Source organism: Nonomuraea terrae (assembly GCF_044465245.1).
In the GTDB taxonomy this organism is placed as follows: domain Bacteria; phylum Actinomycetota; class Actinomycetes; order Streptosporangiales; family Streptosporangiaceae; genus Nonomuraea; species Nonomuraea terrae.
The window spans coordinates 579,570-598,817 of record NZ_JBITLL010000001.1 but is presented as its reverse complement, the minus strand read 5'-3'; the positions used below and the strand labels follow the sequence as shown (position 1 = coordinate 598,817).

The 19,248-nt window shown below is 70.7% G+C and carries 14 protein-coding genes; 10 read left to right on the top strand and 4 right to left on the bottom strand.

Annotated features, from left to right (window positions below):
• Nucleotides 1–46 precede the first annotated feature (46 nt).
• From ACIBP6_RS02850 to ACIBP6_RS02840, 3 genes are all read right to left on the bottom strand, one after another.
• Nucleotides 47–1,144, bottom strand: coding sequence for a VLRF1 family aeRF1-type release factor (locus ACIBP6_RS02850; protein WP_397048119.1), 1,098 nt, complete (start codon nucleotides 1,142–1,144; stop codon nucleotides 47–49).
• A gap of 132 nt (nucleotides 1,145–1,276) precedes the next feature.
• Nucleotides 1,277–2,392: an acyltransferase gene (locus tag ACIBP6_RS02845; protein ID WP_397048117.1), complete on the bottom strand. Its 1,116-nt coding sequence runs from the start codon at nucleotides 2,390–2,392 to the stop codon at nucleotides 1,277–1,279.
• Between the two features lie 62 nt (nucleotides 2,393–2,454).
• Entirely contained in the window at nucleotides 2,455–4,245 is a 1,791-nt protein-coding gene (locus ACIBP6_RS02840) for an AMP-dependent synthetase/ligase (protein WP_397048115.1), read from the bottom strand.
• A 406-nt stretch (nucleotides 4,246–4,651) separates the two neighbouring features.
• Between ACIBP6_RS02840 and ACIBP6_RS02835 the strand changes: the two genes are divergently transcribed.
• Entirely contained in the window at nucleotides 4,652–7,036 is a 2,385-nt protein-coding gene (locus ACIBP6_RS02835) for a phosphoketolase (protein WP_397049281.1), read from the top strand.
• A gap of 111 nt (nucleotides 7,037–7,147) precedes the next feature.
• Here the strand turns inward: ACIBP6_RS02835 and ACIBP6_RS02830 are convergent, their stop codons facing one another.
• Complete coding sequence (locus tag ACIBP6_RS02830; RefSeq protein ID WP_397048113.1) at nucleotides 7,148–8,950, bottom strand: glycoside hydrolase family 35 protein; 1,803 nt, start codon at nucleotides 8,948–8,950, stop codon at nucleotides 7,148–7,150.
• An 82-nt stretch (nucleotides 8,951–9,032) separates the two neighbouring features.
• On the opposite strand from ACIBP6_RS02830, the gene ACIBP6_RS02825 reads away from it, so the two are divergent.
• The 9 genes from ACIBP6_RS02825 to ACIBP6_RS02785 all read left to right on the top strand — a co-directional run bounded on the left by ACIBP6_RS02825 (nucleotide 9,033) and on the right by ACIBP6_RS02785 (nucleotide 19,231).
• Nucleotides 9,033–10,067 carry a LacI family DNA-binding transcriptional regulator gene (locus ACIBP6_RS02825; RefSeq protein WP_397048111.1) on the top strand — a complete coding sequence of 345 codons (1,035 nt, stop codon included), beginning with the start codon at nucleotides 9,033–9,035 and terminating at the stop codon, nucleotides 10,065–10,067.
• A 196-nt stretch (nucleotides 10,068–10,263) separates the two neighbouring features.
• The gene (locus tag ACIBP6_RS02820; protein WP_397048109.1) at nucleotides 10,264–11,586 is read left to right on the top strand and encodes a carbohydrate ABC transporter substrate-binding protein; all 1,323 of its coding nucleotides are present in this window, start codon (nucleotides 10,264–10,266) and stop codon (nucleotides 11,584–11,586) included.
• Between the two features lie 74 nt (nucleotides 11,587–11,660).
• Entirely contained in the window at nucleotides 11,661–12,614 is a 954-nt protein-coding gene (locus ACIBP6_RS02815; RefSeq protein ID WP_397048107.1) for a carbohydrate ABC transporter permease, read from the top strand.
• Between the two features lie 10 nt (nucleotides 12,615–12,624).
• Nucleotides 12,625–13,518 carry a carbohydrate ABC transporter permease gene (locus tag ACIBP6_RS02810; RefSeq protein WP_132618074.1) on the top strand — a complete coding sequence of 298 codons (894 nt, stop codon included), beginning with the start codon at nucleotides 12,625–12,627 and terminating at the stop codon, nucleotides 13,516–13,518.
• 12 nt (nucleotides 13,519–13,530) lie between these two features.
• Nucleotides 13,531–13,710 carry a DUF6903 family protein gene (locus tag ACIBP6_RS02805; RefSeq protein WP_397048105.1) on the top strand — a complete coding sequence of 60 codons (180 nt, stop codon included), beginning with the start codon at nucleotides 13,531–13,533 and terminating at the stop codon, nucleotides 13,708–13,710.
• Nucleotides 13,710–15,125, top strand: coding sequence for an alpha-L-fucosidase (locus ACIBP6_RS02800; protein ID WP_397048103.1), 1,416 nt, complete (start codon nucleotides 13,710–13,712; stop codon nucleotides 15,123–15,125). The genes ACIBP6_RS02805 and ACIBP6_RS02800 overlap by 1 nt, the downstream gene beginning before the upstream one ends.
• 182 nt (nucleotides 15,126–15,307) lie before the next feature.
• The gene (locus tag ACIBP6_RS02795; protein ID WP_397048101.1) at nucleotides 15,308–16,321 is read left to right on the top strand and encodes a hypothetical protein; all 1,014 of its coding nucleotides are present in this window, start codon (nucleotides 15,308–15,310) and stop codon (nucleotides 16,319–16,321) included.
• Nucleotides 16,322–16,347: 26 nt separating this feature from the next.
• On the top strand, nucleotides 16,348–18,627 hold the full coding sequence (locus tag ACIBP6_RS02790) for a discoidin domain-containing protein (protein WP_397048099.1): 2,280 nt from the start codon (nucleotides 16,348–16,350) through the stop codon (nucleotides 18,625–18,627).
• 169 nt (nucleotides 18,628–18,796) lie between these two features.
• On the top strand, nucleotides 18,797–19,231 hold the full coding sequence (locus ACIBP6_RS02785) for a methyltransferase domain-containing protein (RefSeq protein WP_397048097.1): 435 nt from the start codon (nucleotides 18,797–18,799) through the stop codon (nucleotides 19,229–19,231).
• Nucleotides 19,232–19,248 lie beyond the last annotated feature (17 nt).

Here is a 19,248-nt window from a genome sequence, read left to right as displayed (position 1 = left end):
CGTCCGGAACGGCAGCCCCTCACCCCGAGTCCCCGGCGGACGCCGCTCACCAGCGCAGCATCGCAGCCACTCCGCCGGCCTCGGCGAGCTCCTCCGCCGCTCGGGTCTCCAGCACGGTGACGTCGCCTCCGTGCTCGAAGGTGAGCTCGATCATCTCCTCCTCCAGCTCCTCGGGGCTGACAGCCATGGGCTCGGCGTTCCACCCGCCCGCCGGGTCGAGCAGCAGGTGCTCGACCCGGCCCTGCCGCAGCAGGGAGCGGATGTCGTCGAGGCCGACCGCGCCGTTACCGCCCGACAGGGCCAGGTCCCGGGCGCGTACGGTCAGGGCGGCGTCATGCCTGGCCCGCACCTCGTCGAGAGTAGGGCGGACGAACTCCAGCACCTCCGACGGCGACAGGGCGGGATCGAGCACGGCGTCCACCTGGACGATCTCCCTGTCCGCCGGCAGCGCCTCGCTCAGCACCGAGGTGTCGCGGGGGTCGCCCACCAGCAGCAGCGTCTCCCAGCCCAGCCGCCGGGCCTGCCCGGCCACGTGCGGGGCCGACTCGCGCAGGAACTTCGTGAGGTGCTCCTCGACGCGCCGGTCGAAGCGGTCGGGGTGGATGCCGCGCCGGGAGAGCCCGGGCAGCGTCGCCGCCCCCTCTCTGGACCAGCCCGAGGTCGCCAGGTTGAAGCTGACCGGCTCCAGCTCCTCGGCCAGGCCGTACCGGCAGTCGAACAGCCGTACGCCGTCACGCCCCACCCTGGCCACCCCGGCGGGCTTGTCGGCCTGTACGGCGGTGACGAGCGGCAGCAGATAAGCGTGCTCCTTGAGGACGGCGAGGTCACCCACCGGGAGCTGAACCCACTCGGTACGTACCTCGTCACCGGCCACCTGCGCGAACAGGACCCGCCCGAGACCGGGACCGGCCGGGTCGAGCAGCTCGGTGATCCGCGGCTCCAGCACGTCGAGGCGGAGGCCCGCGAGCCTGGCCCGCTCCTGGTCGGGGCCCGCGGCCAGCTCCTGGCGCAGTGCGGCGATCTCGTTGCGCAGCCGGGTCCGCCCGGCCTGCGTGCCCGGCTCCATCGTGGTGTAGAGCGACAGCACACCGACCTCGTCGCCGAAGGCCGCCAGCTCGCGTAGATCTGCCTGGTCGAACACCATGACGCGCTCACCTCCGTAGGCGGGAGCCCTTTGCCAGGGCCCCGGCGGTGCGGGGGTCTGTTCATTTTACCCGCGCTGCCCGTCGTCGCTCGTCAGCGGCCTCCAGGAGCGCTGCGCTGCCCGGTGCCGAGCTCAGCGACCCGCCCCTTTCCGGGGCCTGCGGGCGGCAAGCTCGACTCGGGCGAACACGACGGCCAGTACGGCCAGCACGGCCGACGGGGCCAGGAGCCACAGCCAGCGCTGAGCCCACCAGCCGGCGGTCGGCTCCGCCGCCAGGTCGCCCCCTAGCCCTTCATAGGCCCACAGCACCACCAGGTAGGCGGTCATGTGCCAGAGAAAGATGGTCAACGCGACCACGTTGAGGGCCACCACCGGTTTCCAGGCGGCCGGCCGGCGCAGCAGGCGCTCGGCGGCCGGCGTGACCAGGACCAGCAGCCCGAGTTGGAAGACGGCCAGGGCGGCGATGGTGGCGTTGGTCGGGAAGATGTTGGATTCGGCGACGCCGGTGGTGGACACCATCGAGAGGGGGTAGCCCACTCCCACCGTCAGCCCGACCAGCCCGGCCAAACCGGCCCCGGCGACCGCCAGCCGCTGCGTCAGCGGCCGCCGCCCCAGCTCCCAGCTGCGCCAGGCGTAGCCGAGCTGGTGGCAGAACAGCCACACCAGGGCGGCGGTCACCCAGCCCGCCCAGGCCAGGCCGGCACCGCGGTGCGCCACGCTGCCGAGGGTGATCAGCAGCACGAGCGCCACCAGGACGCCGGCTCCGTAGCGGTCGTTCAGGCTCGCGGTGATCGGCACTGCGGCGATCAGCAGGCCGTACACGCCCAGGAACCACAGCGGCGTCAGATAGCCGGGGAACCACTCCCACATCCATCGGTGCGGGCCGGGCAGGGCGGCCGCGAGCAGCTCACCGGCGAGCCAGACCACGGCCCAGACGGCGGTCGGCCAGAGCAGCCGGCGCAGCCGGTCCCGGACGAACCGGCCGGCGGTCGTCCCGCGTTCCTGCGCCCGCTGCCAGCCGACCAGGTTGGCGTACCCGCCGACCAGGAAGAAGACCGGCATGATCTGCAGCACCCAGGTGGCCAGCCAGCCACCGGGCACGGCATGGATCGGGTTGGGCATGGTCAGGCTGCCGTCGGCGGTGCGGTGGGTGACGGACAATGTCCAGTGCCAGAGGGTGACGACCACGATGCACAGCGCACGGGCGGCGTCGACCACCCGGTCACGGGACGCCGGCGTGGCCGCCACCAGCCGATCCAGCGTCGATCGCGCGCCCGCGACCTGGCGCCGCCGGTCTTGGCGTCTGGTGCTCAGCGGTACAGCTCCTCGATCTCGGCCGCGAAGTCCTTGTGGACCAAGGCACGTTTGACCTTCATGGTCGGGGTCAGATATCCGTTCTGCTCGGTCAGGTCCACCGGAAGGATCCGGAACCTGCGGATCGACTCGGCCCGGCTCACCGTCGTGTTGGCCTCGTCCACGGCCGTCCGCAGCCTGGCCAGCAGGTCCGGATCGTCGCGAAGCTCGGCCGGGCCGGCGTCCTCGGGCCTGCCGGCGGCCCGCTTCCATGACGCCAGTGCCTCGGCGTCCAGGGTGATCAGCGCGGCGGTGTACGGCCGCCGGTCGCCGACGACCACCGCCTGACTGATGAGCGGGTGGGTGCGCAGGCGGTCCTCGATCGGTTCCGGGGCGAGGTTCTTGCCGCCGGCGGTGACGATGATCTCCTTCTTGCGGCCCGAGATCGTCAGGAACCCGTTCTCGTCCAGGGCGCCGACGTCGCCGGTGCGCAGCCAGCCGTCGGCGGTCAGGGTCTCCCTGGTCGCCTGCTCGTTGCGCCAGTAGCCCTGGAACAGGATCGGGCCCTTGATCAGGATCTCGCCGTCGTCGGCGATCCGGACCTCGACGCCGGGGAGGGGCGGCCCCACCGTGCCGATCTTCTGCGCGTGGGGCAGGTTCACGGTCGCGGCGGCGCTGGTCTCGGTCAACCCGTAGCCTTCCAGCACGGTGATGCCGGCTCCTCGGAGGAAGTGGCCCAGCCGGGCGCCCAGCGGCGCTCCGCCGGAGATGGCGTGGCCGACCCGGCCGCCGAGCGCGGCCCGCAGCCGCCGGTACACCAGCCGGTCGGCCAGGCGGTGTGCCAGGCGCAAGCGCCGGCCTGGCCGCCCATCGTCCAGTGCCTGGCTGTAGGCGACGGCGGTCCGGTCGGCCCAGTCGAAGATCCTCCCCTTGCCCTCCGCATGGGCCCGCTGCCGGGCATCGTTGTAGACCCGTTCGAACACCCTGGGCACCGCCAGCAGGAACGACGGTCGCAGGGCGGCCAGGTCCTCGGTCAGCGTGGCCCGGTCGGCGTTGTGCGCCAGGCACACACCCCGCTCCACGCAGGCCACCTGGATCACCCGCGCGAAGACGTGCGCCAGCGGGAGGAACAGCAGGGTCGAGGCGTCCTGGCCGAAGATCCGCTCCATGCTGTCGATCGCGATGCGCGCCTCGTACAGCAGGTTGCCGTGACTCAGCATGCAACCCTTCGGGCGGCCGGTGGTGCCCGAGGTGTAGACGATCGTCGCCAGGTCGTCGGCCGACACCCCCCGGCGGCGCTCACGCAGCTGGGCGTCGTCCACGTCCAGCCCACCCTCGCGGAGACGGTCCAGCCCGCCGCCGCCGATCTGCCACACCCGCGGCGGCCTGGACAGGCCCGCGGCCACGTCCTCGACCAGGCGGCGATGCGTCTCGCGCTCGACCACCACGGCGACCGGGCCGGCGTCCTCCAGCACCCAGCGGACCTGCTCGGCGGAGGAGGTCTCGTAGATCGGGACCGGCAGCGCCGCCACCGTCCACAGGGCGTAGTCCACCAGCGTCCACTCGTAGCTGGTGGCGGACATCAGCGCCACCCGATCGCCGGGCTGGATCCCGGCGGCGAGGAAGCCGGCCGCCAGGCTGTGAACGTCGGCCGCGAACTGCCTGGCCGTCACCGGACGCCAGCTGCCTGCCGACCGGCGCTGGAACAGGACCATGTCGCTGTGCACCCGGTCGTCGGCGAACACCACGTCGGCGAGCTGGGCGTCGGAGGCGACGGTCATCGGGGCCGGGATCGCATGGACACGCATCGCTCATCTCCCGTGTGCGGAAAAGGCCAACCGGGTGGCGTCGGTGTACTGCGGCACCGGGCGGCGCATGTACGACGGCGTAAAGCAGCCAATTGGCCTGCTTCCCCAGGTCACCAGGCGCACACCTGACAGGCGAAGGCCCGACGGCGGCGCCGCCGTCCTCAATGACGTCGGCCTGCGAGTCGCTCCGGGACCGGCTCGTCGACAACCGCGGCCGAGGGACCGCGCGGACAAGGGGCCCTCGTGCGCCGTCCCCACCGGCAAGACGAGCGACAAGGGGAATGACGTCCGTTACCTGGGGAACTACCTGATTTCCCAGAGGACAACGTGAGCGCCGACCTTCTGGTGGATGGAGACTCTCGTGGCAACCACCGAAACCGGCCGCGCCGGACCGCCACCCGTGGACCTGGTGAACCGGCTCGCCCATCCCACCGACGCTGACGTGGCCGCGGTCGACGCGTGGTGGCGCGCCAACAACTACCTGACCGTCGGCCAGATCTACCTGATGGCCAACCCGCTGCTGCGCGAGCCGCTGGCCGGCGAGCACATCAAGCCGCGGCTCCTGGGACACTGGGGCACCAGCCCCGGCCTGGCGCTGGTGTACGCGCACGCGTCCCGGTTGATCCGGCACACCGGCCAGCAGATGATCTACCTGGCCGGCCCAGGACACGGCGGCCCGACGCTGGTCGCGGCCGGCTACCTGGAGGGCACCTACACCGAGACCTACCCGCACGTCACCCTGGACGAGGAGGGGCTGCTGCGGCTGTTCCGCCAGTTCTCCACACCCGGTGGGATCCCCAGCCACGCGTCGGTGCCGACCCCGGGCTCGATCCACGAGGGCGGCGAGCTCGGCTACGTGCTGCTGCACGCGTTCGGCGCGGTGATGGACAACCCGGATCTCATCGCACTGGCGGTGGTCGGCGACGGAGAGGCGGAGACCGGTCCGCTGGAGGGGTCGTGGAACGGGATCTCCTTCCTGAACCCGGTCCGCGACGGCGCGGTGCTGCCGGTTCTCCACGTGAACGGCGCGAAGATCGCCGGGCCGACGCTGCTGGCCCGCAAGGACCGGGACGAGGTCCGGTCCCTGCTGACCGGGCACGGATATGACGTGATCGAGGTCGAGGGTGACGACCTGCCCGGCATGCACCACCGGTTCGCCGACGCGTTGACGCGGGCGTGGGCGTCGATCAAGGCGATCCAGGCGGCGGCCCGCGGCGGAGACTGGGACGGCACCCGGCCCCGGTGGCCGGTGATCGTGCTGCGGACGCCGAAGGGCTGGACCGGACCGGACGTGGTGGGCGGGGTGCGGGTGGCGGGCACATGGCGCTCTCACCAGGTGCCGCTGGCCGGCATCAAGGACAACCAGGAGCATCTGCGGATCCTCGAGGACTGGATGCGCTCCTACCGGCCCGAGGAACTCTTCGACGAGCACGGCGCCCCCGATGCGCTGGTGCTGTCGATCAATCCCGAGGCAGGGCTGCGGATGAGTGGCAGCCCGCACGCCAACGGGGGCCTGCTCACCGTCGACCTCGACCTGCCCGACTTCCGCGAGTACGCGGTGCCGGTGGAGGCGCCGGGCCGGGACCGGCTCGAGTCGACCCGCAAGCTCGGCGAGTTCATGCGCGACACCTACGAACGCAACCCGGACCGGTTCCGGCTCTTCTGCCCCGACGAGACCAACAGCAACCGGCTCGGGGCGGTGTTCGAGGCGTCCGACCGGGCGTTCGCGGAGCGCGTGACCGAGGACGATGTCGCGATATCGCGGGACGGCCGGGTGATGGAGGTGCTGTCGGAGCACGCCTGCCACGGCTGGCTCGAGGGGTACACGCTGACCGGCCGGCACGGCTGGTTCGCCACCTACGAGGCGTTCGCCATGGTGTCGGCCTCACAGACCGTGCAGCATGCGAAGTGGCTGCAGGAGGCGCACCACCTGGCGTGGCGGGTGCCGGTCCCGAGCCTGAACATCCTGCTGACCTCGACCGCCTGGCGCCAGGACCACAACGGTTTCAGCCACCAGGGGCCCGGCCTCATCCAGAACGTGATCACCCACCGCGGCCCGATCGGCCGGGTCTACCTGCCGCCGGACGCGAACACGCTGCTGTCGGTGGCCGACCACTGCATGCGGTCGCGGTCGCGGGTGAACCTCGTCGTCATCGACAAGCAGCCGCAACTGCAGTGGCTTCCCATGGACGAGGCGGTGGTCCACTGTGCCCGGGGTGCCGGGGTGTGGCCGTGGGCAGGCACCGAGGACGGGCGGTCGGACCCCGACATCGTGCTCGCGTGCGCCGGGGACGTGGTCACCATGGAGACCGTCGCCGCGGCGAACATCCTGCGCGAGCGGCTGCCGCACTTCGCCACCAGAGTGGTCAACGTGGTCGATCTGATGACGTTGCCCCTGCGTACGGTCCACCCGAACGGCATGGACGACATCCTGTTCCGGGAGCTGTTCACCGACCACGTCGACGTGCTGTTCGCCTTCCACGGCTATCCGGGTGCGATCCACCAGCTGGTGCACGGCCGGCCGGACCCGGACCGGTTCCATGTGCGCGGGTTCGTCGACGAGGGCACGACCACGACCCCGTTCGACATGGTGGTGCGCAACCGGGCATCCCGGTACCACCTGGTGATCGACGCGCTGAACGCCGCGCGGCGGACCCCGGCAGGGGCGAGCGAGCTGATGGCGTGGTGCGAGCAGCAGCTCCTCCGCCACGAGCGGTACGTGGTCGAGCACCTGCAGGACATGCCGGAGGTGCGGGATTGGTCGCTGGGCGACTGGGCAGAGCAAGGCTGAGTGCGCCGGTCTCACCCAGCGGATGCGCGTTCTTGACGAAGGGGATCGCCGTGTCGCCCTCGATCGCACTGCACAACGCCGTCCTGCTCGACCTCGACGGCGTGCCGCAGGTCAGTCGAACTCCTCGATGTACTCCTCCGGCGGCCCGAGTTCCGGGCGGTCGCGGAGTTCGAGGGTGGAGCCCAGGTGCTCCAGCTCCAGGACGGTCACGGTGTTCTCGCCCTCGCGCAGCAGCGGGGCCGGGCAGTACAGCGTGACCTGCGGGCCGATCTCCCAGTAGCGGCCGAGCAGGAAGTCGTTGACCCAGACGAGGCCGCGGCGCGAGCCCGGGAGGGCGAGGAAGGTGTCCGCGGGCGTGTCGACGTGCACGGTCGCCACGGCGAACCCGGCGTTCGTGGTGGCGGGGCCGGCGGCGACGGCGCGGGCCAGGTCGGCGGCCGACCAGTCCTGCAGGGCGATCGGTCTGCTGTCCCAGCCCTGCACCATCCGCCGGTCCACGAGGACGGGCCCGAGCAGGCCCTTGTGCCCGCCGATGCGGGGCCCGTAGTTGACCCGGCCGAGGTTCTCGACCAGGACCTCCAGGCGCACGCGTTCGCCGGTCCCGCGTACGCGCAGGTCGTCGAGCGCGGCGCCGTCGGCGAAGACCGTGGCCCGGTCGCGGACGTCGGTGAGGACGAGCCGGTGCTCGCCCTCCGGGACGCGCGGGTGCGCGGTGTGCAGGACCATGCCCGCGTCGAGCCCGAGCTGCTCGAACGACGCCGGCCGCGGCCCGGTCAGGGTGGGCGCCGGCACGGCGCGCAGCCCGGGCAGCAAGTCGGCGCGGTGGACAAGGGGAACGCGCCCGGGCGGCAGGGCCGGCATGCGCTCGGCCACCCGTACGGGCCCGCGCGCGCCGAGGACTTCGCGTACGGCGAAGAACTTGGGCGTGAGCGTGCCGTCCTCGGCGATGGGGGCGTCGGAGTCGTAGCTGGTCACGGTGGGCTGCAGCCGGCCGTCGTCCTCGTTGGCGCCGGCCCAGAGCCCGAAGTTGGTGCCGCCGTGGGCCATGTAGAGGCTGACGCTGCCGCCGTCGGCGACGATCCCCTCCAGGGTGCGCACGACGCTGTCCACCCCGCGGACGTGGTGCGGCTCGCCCCAGTGGTCGAACCAGCCGTTCCAGAACTCGGCGACCACGAACGGCTCGTCGGGCCGCCGCGTGCTGAGGAGCTTGCGGGCGGCGTCGGGCTTGGAGCCGAGGGTGACGGCCGTCAGGGTGTCCGGCAGGGTGCCGCCGTCGAGCATCAGCTCGGTCGGGCCGTCGGCGGTGAACAGCAGCTCCCGGATGCCGCGCGCGGCCAGCGCCTCGCGGTTCCAGCGCACGTAGGCGTGGTCGTCGCCGAAGCTGCCGAACTCGTTCTCGACCTGCACCGCCACGACGGGGCCGCCCTCGGCGGCCTGGAGCGCGGCGACGCGCGGGATCAGCTCGTCGAACCAGCGGCCGACGGCGGAGGTGAAGGCGGGATCCGAGCTGCGGACGGCGACGTCGCGGGCGGTGAGCCAGCTCGGCAGGCCGCCGTTGGACCACTCCGCGCAGATGTACGGGCCCGGCCGGACGACGACGTCGAGCCCTTCCTCGCCGACCAGGCGGATGAAGCGATCGAGGTCGCGCCAGCCGTCGAAGCGCGGGGCCTCGTCCTCGCGGGGCTGGTGGAAGTTCCACGGGACGTATGTGTCGACCGTGTTGAGCCCGAGGTCCGCGAGCCGGCGGATGCGGTCGCGCCACAGGTCGGGATGAACGCGGAAATAGTGCAAGCCCCCGGCCAGGATGCGGTGGGGGACGCCGTGACGGTACAACCTCCGCCCGCGCCAGGTGAGCGCGCTCGCTTCGGTCGGGGTCGTCGGGGCCGGGGTATCCGGCGCGGGCAGCTCAGTCACGGCGGTGAGCTTATGTTATCGATGACATACGTAACAAGGCCGATATGATCGGTGCTGATGAAGGCCGCCAGAGAGGAGCGCCATGACCGAGGCCACCGAGCGGCCCAGCCGACAGGTCACGAGACAGCCCAGCATGGCCGACGTGGCCAGGACCGCCGGCGTGTCGGCGCAGACCGTCTCGCGTGCCCTGCGCGACTCGCCGAACGTCACGCCGGAGACGAAGAAGCGCGTGCTCGCGGCCGTGGAGCAGCTCGGCTACCGGTTCAACAACGCCGCCCGGGTGCTCTCCTCGGGGCGCAGCCACACCATCGGCCTGGTGCTGCTGCAGTCCGGGGGCTACTACTCGCGTTCGGCGGTGACCGCGGGCGTCGAGGCGGCCGCGGGCGAGGCCGGCTACGCGGTCAGCATCGCGACCATCGCCTCGCTCGACACCGGCCTGATGGAGCGCTCCCTGTCGAAGCTGGCCGACCAGGGCGTCGAGGGCATCATCATCGCCGTCCCGCTCATCTCGGTGACGCGGAAGATGGAGGACATCACCCGCGACATCCCCACGGTCACGCTCGACGGCTCCCGCACCGCCAGCGCCCGCGCGCTCGGTATCGACCAGAAAGAGGCCGGCCGCCTGGCCACCCAGCACCTGCTCGACCTGGGCCATCGCCAGGTCTGGCACGTCTCGGGCCCCGACGAGTGGATCGAGGCGCGCAGGCGGCGCGAGGGCTGGCAGGAGTGCCTGGCCGCAGCCGGGATCGCGGCGCCGCCGCCGCTGGAGGGCGACTGGTCGCCCGACTCCGGCTATCTCCAGGGGCAGATCCTGGCTCGCATCCCCGACGTGACGGCGGTCTTCGCCGCCAGCGACGAGATGGCCTTCGGGTTGATCCGCGCGCTGCGCGAGCACGGCAGGAAGGTGCCGGACGACGTGTCCATCGTGAGCGTCGACGACATCGCGCTGGCCGCCTACTGCTGCCCGCCGCTGACCACCGTGCGCCAGGACTTCTACCGCTCCAGCGCGGCCGCGGTCGCCCTGCTGCTGACGGGCGACGACGCCGGCGCGGCCGAGGTCGTCGTCCCGGCGTCGCTGGCGGTGCGCGACTCCACGGCGCCGCCCCGCTCGCCCTGACGGTCCCCACCGTGGGCGACAGCTCGTAAACTGCCTCTTGCATCTTTCATGTTATCGATGCCACTGTAACAAGGTCCGGAATGCAGACCCCTGCGCGACGCCCTTCGGCGTGCCCTCCGACGCGGGTGCGGCCCGGACTTCGTTCTTCCGCTCGCACCCAGGTGGGCAGACATCCACGGGAAGGATCACCAGAACCATGAGGAGATCACTCGTCCTGGCGGGCGCCGCGGTCACGGTCCTCGGGCTGCTCACCGGCTGCTCCGCCGGCGGGGACGGCGCTGACTCCGGCAAGACGACCCTGAGCGTCGCCGCCCTCGAAGGCGGCTACGGCCGCGACATGTACACGCAGGTCATCCAGGCGTACGAGGCCGCGCACCCCGACGTCGACGTGCAGCTGCAGATCTCGAAGAGCATCGAGGACGAGATCACGCCCAACATGAAGGCGGGGCGCTACCCCGACGTCGTCGTGCTCGGACAGGGTCGTAAGGCCGCGCTCACCGAGACGCTCGTCAAGGACAAGGCCCTGGAGGACCTCACGCCCGTCCTGCAGGCGAACGTCCCCGGCGAGAGCCAGACGGTGAGCGCCAAGCTCATCGACGGCATCGTCGGCAACCTCAACACCAACCCGTACGGCGACGACAAGACGTACCTGATGCCGATGTACTACGCGCCGACCGGGCTGGTCTACAACAAGGGCCTGTTCGAGGAGAAGGGCTGGGAGGTCCCGGCCACCTGGGACGAGATGTGGGCGCTCGGTGACAAGGCCAAGAAGGACGGCATCGCGCTGTTCACGTACCCGACGGCCGGGTACCTCGACTCCTTCTTCTTCGCCCTGCTGGCCGACGTCGGCGGTGAGCAGTTCTACAACGACGTCATGACGTACAAGCAGGGCGTCTGGCAGACGCCGCAGGCCAAGCAGGTCCTCGACATCGCCACCAAGCTGCTGAGCTACGCCGCGCCGACCACGGTCGGATACGCCAACGAGCAGGACTTCACCAAGAACCAGCAGTCGATCCTCGACAACAAGGCGCTGTTCATGCCGAACGGCACCTGGATCGTCGGCGAGATGGCCGACGCGCCGCGCGAGGACGGCTTCGCGTGGGGCCTGACGCCGCTGCCCGCGGCCGGCGAGGGCGGCAAGCGTTACATCACGACCTCGGTCGAGTCGGTCTGGGTGCCCAGCGCCGCCAAGAACAAGGACGCGGCGAAGGACTTCGTCGCCTACCTGTACTCCGACGCGGCCGCGAAGACCTTCGCCCAGTCGAACGCGATCCAGCCGATCAAGGGCATCGTGGACAGCCTGTCCGGCGAGAACGCCGAGTTCTACAAGGTCTACGAGGACCCGTCGGTCACGGCGCTCGTCGGCGGCTTCGCCAGCACCGCGCCCGTCCCGGGCGTGGACATCAAGGCCACTCTCTTCGACACCGCCAACAGCGTCATCAGCGGCGACAAGACCCAGGACCAGTGGCAGAGCGCGCTGAACGACGCCAGCGAGAAGCTCCGCCAGGCGGGCAGCTGACGCACCGGCGGCGGCCCGCCGCATCGGGCCGCCGCCTCCCCGACCACACGTCCTGAGCGACCCAAGGACCCGGCATGGCGACGACTACCTCCTCCCCACCCTCGGACACATCGGCACCGGCGCGACCCGCCGGGCGCTCGGCACGGCGGCGCGGCGACGGCCGCTTCGTGCTGGCGTGCCTGCTGCCCGCGCTCGTGCTGTTCGTGCTGTTCATGGTCGTCCCCACCGTGAACGTGTTCCGGATGTCGTTCTACACCTGGAGCGGCTTCTCCCCGGACATGCGTTTCGTCGGGTTCGACAACTTCACCCAGCTCTTCGAGGACGCGCAGTTCGTCCGCGCGTTCCAGAACACCGTCGCGCTGCTGGTCGTCGTGACCGTCGTGACGATGGGCATGGGGCTGTTCCTCGCCGCGATCATGACCCGGCAGCGGCTGCGCGGGCGGAACTTCTACAGGTTCGTGCTCTACGTCCCGAACGTGCTCTCGGTGGTGGTCATCGCGGCGATCTTCTCCGCGATCTACGACCAGCAGAACGGCCTGCTCAACGGGACCCTGCGGCTGCTGTCGCTGGACGGCCTCCAGCAGGTCTGGCTCGGCGACCAGGGCATCGTGCTCTGGTCGGTGGCGATCGCGATGGTCTGGCAGTCGCTCGGCTACTACATGGTGCTCTACATGTCGAGCATGGCGAGCATCCCCGAGGAGCTGTACGAGGCCTCCGGGCTCGACGGGGCGTCACCCACCCGGCAGTTCTTCTCCATCACCCTGCCGCTCATCTGGCAGAACCTGCGTACGACGCTGACGTTCTTCGTGATGAGCGCCGTCAACCTCAGCTTCGTCCTCGTCCGCGCGATGACCGGCGGCGGCCCCGACGGCTCCTCCGAGGTGCTGCTGAGCTACATGTACAAGCAGGCGTACACGAACTCGTCGTACGGCTACGGCATGGCCATCGGCGTCGTGATCTTCGCCTTCTCGTTCCTCGTCTCGCTCCTGGTGAGCCGGGCGACGCGGCGCGAGCCCCTCCAGTTCTGAGGACAGCCCCATGACCACGATCACCACACCTCGCAACCGCGGCGACCGGCCCAGAGCCGGCCGGGTGCTGACGTACCTCCTTGTCATCGCGATCGCGCTGGCCATCGCGGTGCCGGTCGCTTGGGTGCTGCTCGCCTCGCTGAAGCAGAAGAGCGAGTTCTACGGCAGCCCGTGGACGCTGCCCGAGGGCCTGCACCTGCAGAACTACGTCGACGCGTTCTTCACCGCCCACATGGGCCAGTACTTCTTCACCTCGGTGCTGGTCACCCTGCTCGGGCTGGCGTTCGTGCTGGCGGTCTCTGTGCCGGCGGCGTACGTCATCGCGCGGTACGAGTTCCGCGGGCGCGCCTTCATCGAGGTGGCGCTGCTGGCCGGGCTGTTCGTCAACGTCAACTACATCGTCGTGCCGATCTTCCTGATGCTGGTCGGCTGGGACCGGGCGCTCGTGGACGTGCTGCCGGGGGGCTTCTTCATCGACAACCCCGGGGTGCTGTCACTGGTGTACGCGGCCACGTCGATCCCGTTCTCGATCTATCTGCTCACCGCGTACTTCCGGTCGATCCCGACCTCGTACGAGGAGGCGGCCGCGCTGGACGGGGCGTCCCGCTTCCAGATCATGACCAGGGTGATGCTGCCGATCGCCCGCCCGGCGGTCGTGACCGTGATCCTGTTCAACTTCCTGGCCTACTGGAACGACTTCATCATCGCGCTGACCCTGCTCCCGGGCGAGGGCAAGACGTTGCAGGTCGGCCTGCTCAACCTGATGACCGCGCAGAAGGCGGCGGCGGACTACGGCCGCCTGTACGCCGGCATGGTCATCGTCATCGTCCCCGTCCTCATCCTCTACGCGCTCATCCAGCGCCGGCTCATCGCAGGCATGTCGTCCGGCGGCGTGAAGGGCTGACAGGAGACCCTCATGAAGGAATCCACGCGCGGGGCGCTCGTCGTCACCGCCCGGACGCTCGTCGCGGCCGTGTGCGTCGTGGTCGTCGTCGCCGTCCGTACGACCGTCGGCTGGGGCAGCCTCGCGATCATGCTGTGCGCGCTGCTCGTCCTGCTGGGCGTGCTCGCCTCGTACAACCGGAGGTTCCACTGATGGACGGACGCGCGCTGGCCGCGGTCAGGCCGAGCGAGCGCCAGCTCGTGTGGCAGGAGATGGAGTTCTACGGGTTCATCCACTTCGGCATGAACACGATGACGGACCGGGAGTGGGGCGAGGGCCACGAGGACCCGGCCCTCTTCGACCCGGCCGGTCTCGACGCCGACCAGTGGGTCAGGGCGCTGAAGAACGCCGGGATGACCGGGGTGATCCTCACCTGCAAGCACCACGACGGCTTCTGCCTGTGGCCGAGCGACGTCACGACGCACTCGGTGGCCTCCTCGCCGTGGCGCGGGGGCCAAGGCGACGTGGTCGCGGAGGTCGCCGACGCGGCGCGGCGGCACGGACTGAAGTTCGGCGTCTACCTGTCGCCGTGGGACCGCACCGAGGCGTCGTACGGCGGCGGGACCGCGTACGACGACTTCTACGTCGCCCAGCTCACCGAGCTGCTCACCCGGTACGGCCCGGTGTTCACCGTGTGGCTGGACGGCGCGAACGGCGAGGGCCCCAACGGCAGGCGACAGGTGTACGACTGGGACCGCTACTACGCGGTGGTGCGCGAGCTGCAGCCGGACGCGGTCATCAACGTGTGCGGGCCCGACGTCCGCTGGTGCGGCAACGAGGCCGGGCAGACCCGCCCCGACGAGTGGAGCGTGGTCCCGAGGGAGCTGCAGGACGCCGAGCGGATCGCCGACCGTTCGCAGCAGGCCGACGACGGGACGTTCGCCCGGCTGGTCCGCAGCGACGACCTCGACCTCGGCAGCCGCGCCGCGCTGGCGGGACACGAGGACGACCTGGTCTGGTACCCGGCCGAGGTGAACACCTCGATCCGGCCCGGATGGTTCCACCACCCGGCCGAGGACGGCGCGGTCCGGTCCGTGGACGAGCTGTTCGGCATCTACCTGAAGTCGGTCGGCGGCAACTCCTGCTTCCTGCTCAACGTCCCGCCGGCCCGCGACGGGCTCGTCCACGACGCCGACGTGACGGTGCTGGAGGAGCTCGGGCGGCGCATCGAGGGCTTCCGGGCTCGGCGCGTGGAGGCGAGCGCGACGGTGACGTCCGGCACGCCGGGCGACGTCGCGACCGCGTGGCCCGGGCTGGCGCGTACGCCGTGGCGACCGGACGACGCCGACCCCGTGCCCGGGGTGACGCTCGCGTTCGACCGGTCGCGGGTGGTCGAGGCGGTCGTCGTGGGCGAGGACATCACGCAGGGGCAGCGCGTCGAGCACGTCGTCGTCAAGGGCCGCAGGGCCGGGCGTTGGACGACGCTCGCCGAGGCGAACGCGGTCGGCTACCAGCGTGTCCTGACGTTCCCGCCGGCCGAGGCCGACGCCGTCCGGGTGGAGATCACCGAGACCCGCGACACGCCCGTGGTCGCCCGCGTGGCGGTGATCGAGACGGCGGCCCCGTGAGAGGCGGCGGGCAGCGACCCGGGAAGCATCCGGCGAAAAGCACAGCGAAAGGCCCGGCTCGAAGCACCGCGAAGCAGCGCGGGGGAAGCGCCGCTCAGAGCCCCCCGAAGCAACGCGGGGGAAGCGGCGGCGCCGAGCGGGACGGGAAAGGCGGGGCGGGGCGGCGGTCGAGGCGGCTGGCCGTGCTCGTCACCGGCGTCTGCGTCGCACTCGCCGCGCTGGTGGCCACCGGGATGGCGCTCGCGCAGCGCACCGACGAGGTGGCCGCCATCGACGGGCACGCCGTCACCCGCGACGAGCTGCTGTTCCACATGCGGCGCCTCGCGCCCGCCGTGCAGAACGAGCTGCGCAACCAGTACCACTTGACGGGCGCGATCGACTGGACGGCGCGAGCCGGCGACCGTACCGCGCTCCAGCGGCTCGCGGACCGCGCGCTCGACGAGATCCGGCAGGACAAGGCCACGCTCGTCCTCGCCAAGGAGCAGGGGCTGATCGGCTCCGTCGACCACGCCGCCTTCCTCACCGAGCTGGAGGAGGAGAACGCGCGGCGCACCGACGCCATCGCCAGGGGCGAGGTCGTCTACGGGCTGGCGGAGTTCTCGCCCGAGGAGTACTACTCCCACCGCCGCGCCGAGCTCACCACGCTGCTGCAGCAGCGGCTCAGCGCGAAGGCGGGCGACCCGCTCTGGGTCACCGACGCCGAGGTCAGGCAGGCGTTCGACGCCGACAAGGACGCGTGGAGCGCGAACGCGACCACGTACACGTACACGAAGCTCGTGGTGCCCGTGCCCGAGGGCGCCGGGCCGGACCACGCGGCCGCACTCCAGCGGCGGGTGGCCGCCGCGGACGGGCTGCGGGACGTCGCGAAGCGCGAGCCCGGCGCGAAGCTCACCACGGACACCTACCACGGCGGCGGCACCGCCGCCCATCAACAGGACCTCATGGCCGTGCTCGGCACTCTCGCACCGGGACGGATCTCCGACCCGGTGCCGAGCGCCGGGCAGATCACCTTCTACGAGCTCACCGGCAGGACCGTCGACGAGAAGGCGGCGTTCGCCGACTACTCCCGCCGGATCCGGCAGTCGCTCGTGGAGGAGAAGTTCCACCAGTTCCTCCGGCGCCGCGTGGACGGCAGCGACATCACGGTCGACACGGCGGCGGTGGAATCCGTCAATCCAGAGGATGTACAGCATTGAGATTCCAACCACCCCCCGTGGCGCGGATGTTGCGCGTGGGTCTGACCGCCGTGCTGGCCGCGCTGGTCGCCGGATCGATCGCGCCGGCCGCGTCCGCCGCGTCCGTTCCTGACAACGTCGCCAGCGCCGAGCGGGACCTGCCGGGCAACTCGCCCAACCCGACCGGTGGCCAGGACTACTTCGTCGACGCCACGAACGGCAAGGACGACGCCTCCGGCACCTCGCCGGAGCACGCCTGGCGCACCCTCGCCAAGGTGAGCGCGACGACGTTCCAGCCGGGCGACCGGATCCTGCTCAAGGCCGGCGAGCAGTGGCATGACGAGCAGCTGTGGCCGAAGGGCTCCGGCAGCGACGGCAAGCCGATCACCATCTCGGCGTACGGCGACCCGAAGGCCCGGCGGCCGTACATCGCGGCCAACGGCAAGGTGCCGAGCCCGTTCCGGGCCGACGGCACGAAGAACCCCGAGACGGTCGGCCTGACCGGCGCCATCGTGCTGCGCAACCAGCAGTACTACGAGATCGACAACGTCGAGCTGTCCAACGACGACGACTTCGCGACGAACATCACCACCGGGTCGTACGTCCGCGACGGCATCGCGGTCACGATCAACGCCGACCTGCTGCCGGCCGGCGCCGACAGCGTCATGGACCACTTCCGCATCTCGAACGTGTACGTCCACGACCTCGACGGCCCCAGCACCTGGCAGAAGATCCACTACGGCGGCGTCAGCTTCCAGGTCTTCGGCGAGAAGAGCTACAAGGCGTACGGCACCGGCGGCTACCACTTCAAGGACGTCCGGATCGAGGACAACACCTTCGACAAGGTGGAGCTGCACGCCGTGCAGTTCGCGTTCAACTGGTTCAACGCCGACGGCCGCGACGCCGGCCAGTACGACGAGAGCGGCAAGTTCCACGAGGGCTGGGAGCAGCTGTGGGTGCGCACCCGCGACCTGTACAGCCGTGACGTCTACATCGGTCACAACTACGCCGAGAGCGTCGGGCAGGGCGCGATCCAGCTCGCCAACACCAAGAACATGACCGTCGAGTACAACGAGGTCAACGGGTTCCTGGAGCGCTACGACGCGGTGTCGTGCGGGCTCTACCTGTGGGCCGGCGCGGACTCGGTCATGCAGTACAACGAGGTGTACGGCGGCCCGAACAACGAGTTCGACGGCACGCCGTGGGACCTGGAGTACACGAACTTCAACGTCACGTACCAGTTCAACTACTCGCACGACAACGCGGCGGGCTGGATGGCGTACATGGGCAACAGCTCCAACTCCGTCGCCCGCTACAACCTGAGCGTCAACGACAACGGCGTGCTGGTGAAAAACATGTTGTCGACGAACTACTCGCCGACGTACTTCGTCAACAACACCTTCGTGTACGACGGCGCGGACCTGGACACCTTCCACGACGAGACGTTCCTGAGCCCGGTCTACTTCCTGAACAACATCTTCTACAACACCTCGAAGACGGACTCGACGCCGTGGTACCGCAGGACCGGCGCGCTGCGTCACGCCGTGTTCTCCAACAACGACTTCTACGAGGCGAGCGGGCAGCACTCCGACCAGGAGCCGGCCGACCCGAACAAGCTGCGCGTGGATCCGAGGTTCGTCGGCGACCCGGCGAAGTACGTCACCGGCGCGGGCGTGGACCGCATCCGCAAGGCCGCGGCGCACTTCAAGCTGCGCGGTGACTCGCCGCTCATCGACGCCGGCCGCTACAACCCGCACCTGGGCACCGAGGACTTCCTCGGCACCCACATCTACTACGGCGACGCGCCCGACATCGGCATCGCGGAGCACCGGCGCGGCCAGAAGGTCGACAACCCGGTGGACGAGAATCCGATCGAGGAGGAGCCCGGCGACGACCGGGAGAACCTCGCCCTCGGCAAGCCGGTCACCGCGAGCTCGACCCACCCGGGCGCGAACGGCACGCTCGGCGCGGTGAACCTGACCGACGGCGACCCGGCGACCCGCTGGGCGGCGGCCGACGACGCGGCGTACCCGATCACGGTGGACGTCGACTTCGGCGCGGACACCACCTTCGACGAGGTGTACCTCGACGAGTACACCGACTCGGGCACCAACCCGCGGGTGCAGTCGTTCGAGCTGCGGCGCTGGGACGCCGCGACCGGCGCCTGGGTGACGTTCGCGAGCGGTGACCAGGGCATCGGCCACGACCTGTCCGTGACGGGCTTCGGCGACATCACGACGTCGAAGCTCCGCGTCGCCCTCACGGCGCAGATCGCCACCGAGCAGTACACCCCCACGCTCACCGAGATCGCCGTCCACAAGGGCTAGCACGTATCGCCAGGCCCTCCGGAGGCACGCCCCCGGAGGGCCTTCGCGGTTCGATGAACCGGGGGCGGCTCGCTCAACGGCCGTGCCGGCCACTACCGGATCCGCGTCCACCACGACTGTCGCCGACGTCGGCTCTCAAGGCGGCCGACCGTCATCTAGTCTTCCGCTCATGCCGACACGTCTGTCACCTCGCCTCGCCGCGGTCGTGAACGCGCTTCCCCTTCAGCCACACTCGCGTGTCCTCGAAATCGGGTGCGGGCCCGGCGCGGCCGCACGAGCGGTCGCAGCCCGGCTCACCACCGGCCACATCCTGGCCATCGACAGATCCGCCACCGCCATCGCGCAGGCCGAAGCCGCCGCGACGGACGAGATCGCATCCGGCCGCATGAGCGTCCGCCGGAGCGCGGGCGAAGACTTCGTCCTGCGGCCTCACGAAGAGCCGTACGACATCGTGTTCGCCGTCCGGGTCGGCGCCCTCGACGGGCGACATCCCGAGGATGGCCGGCGGGTGCTCCAGCGCATCGCGGCGGCGACCACGGCAGAGGCCCGGCTCTTCATCGACGGCGGCGATCCGCTTCGTGAACTGCTCATCCCGCGGGCTTGAGCCGACCGGTCGCCGCG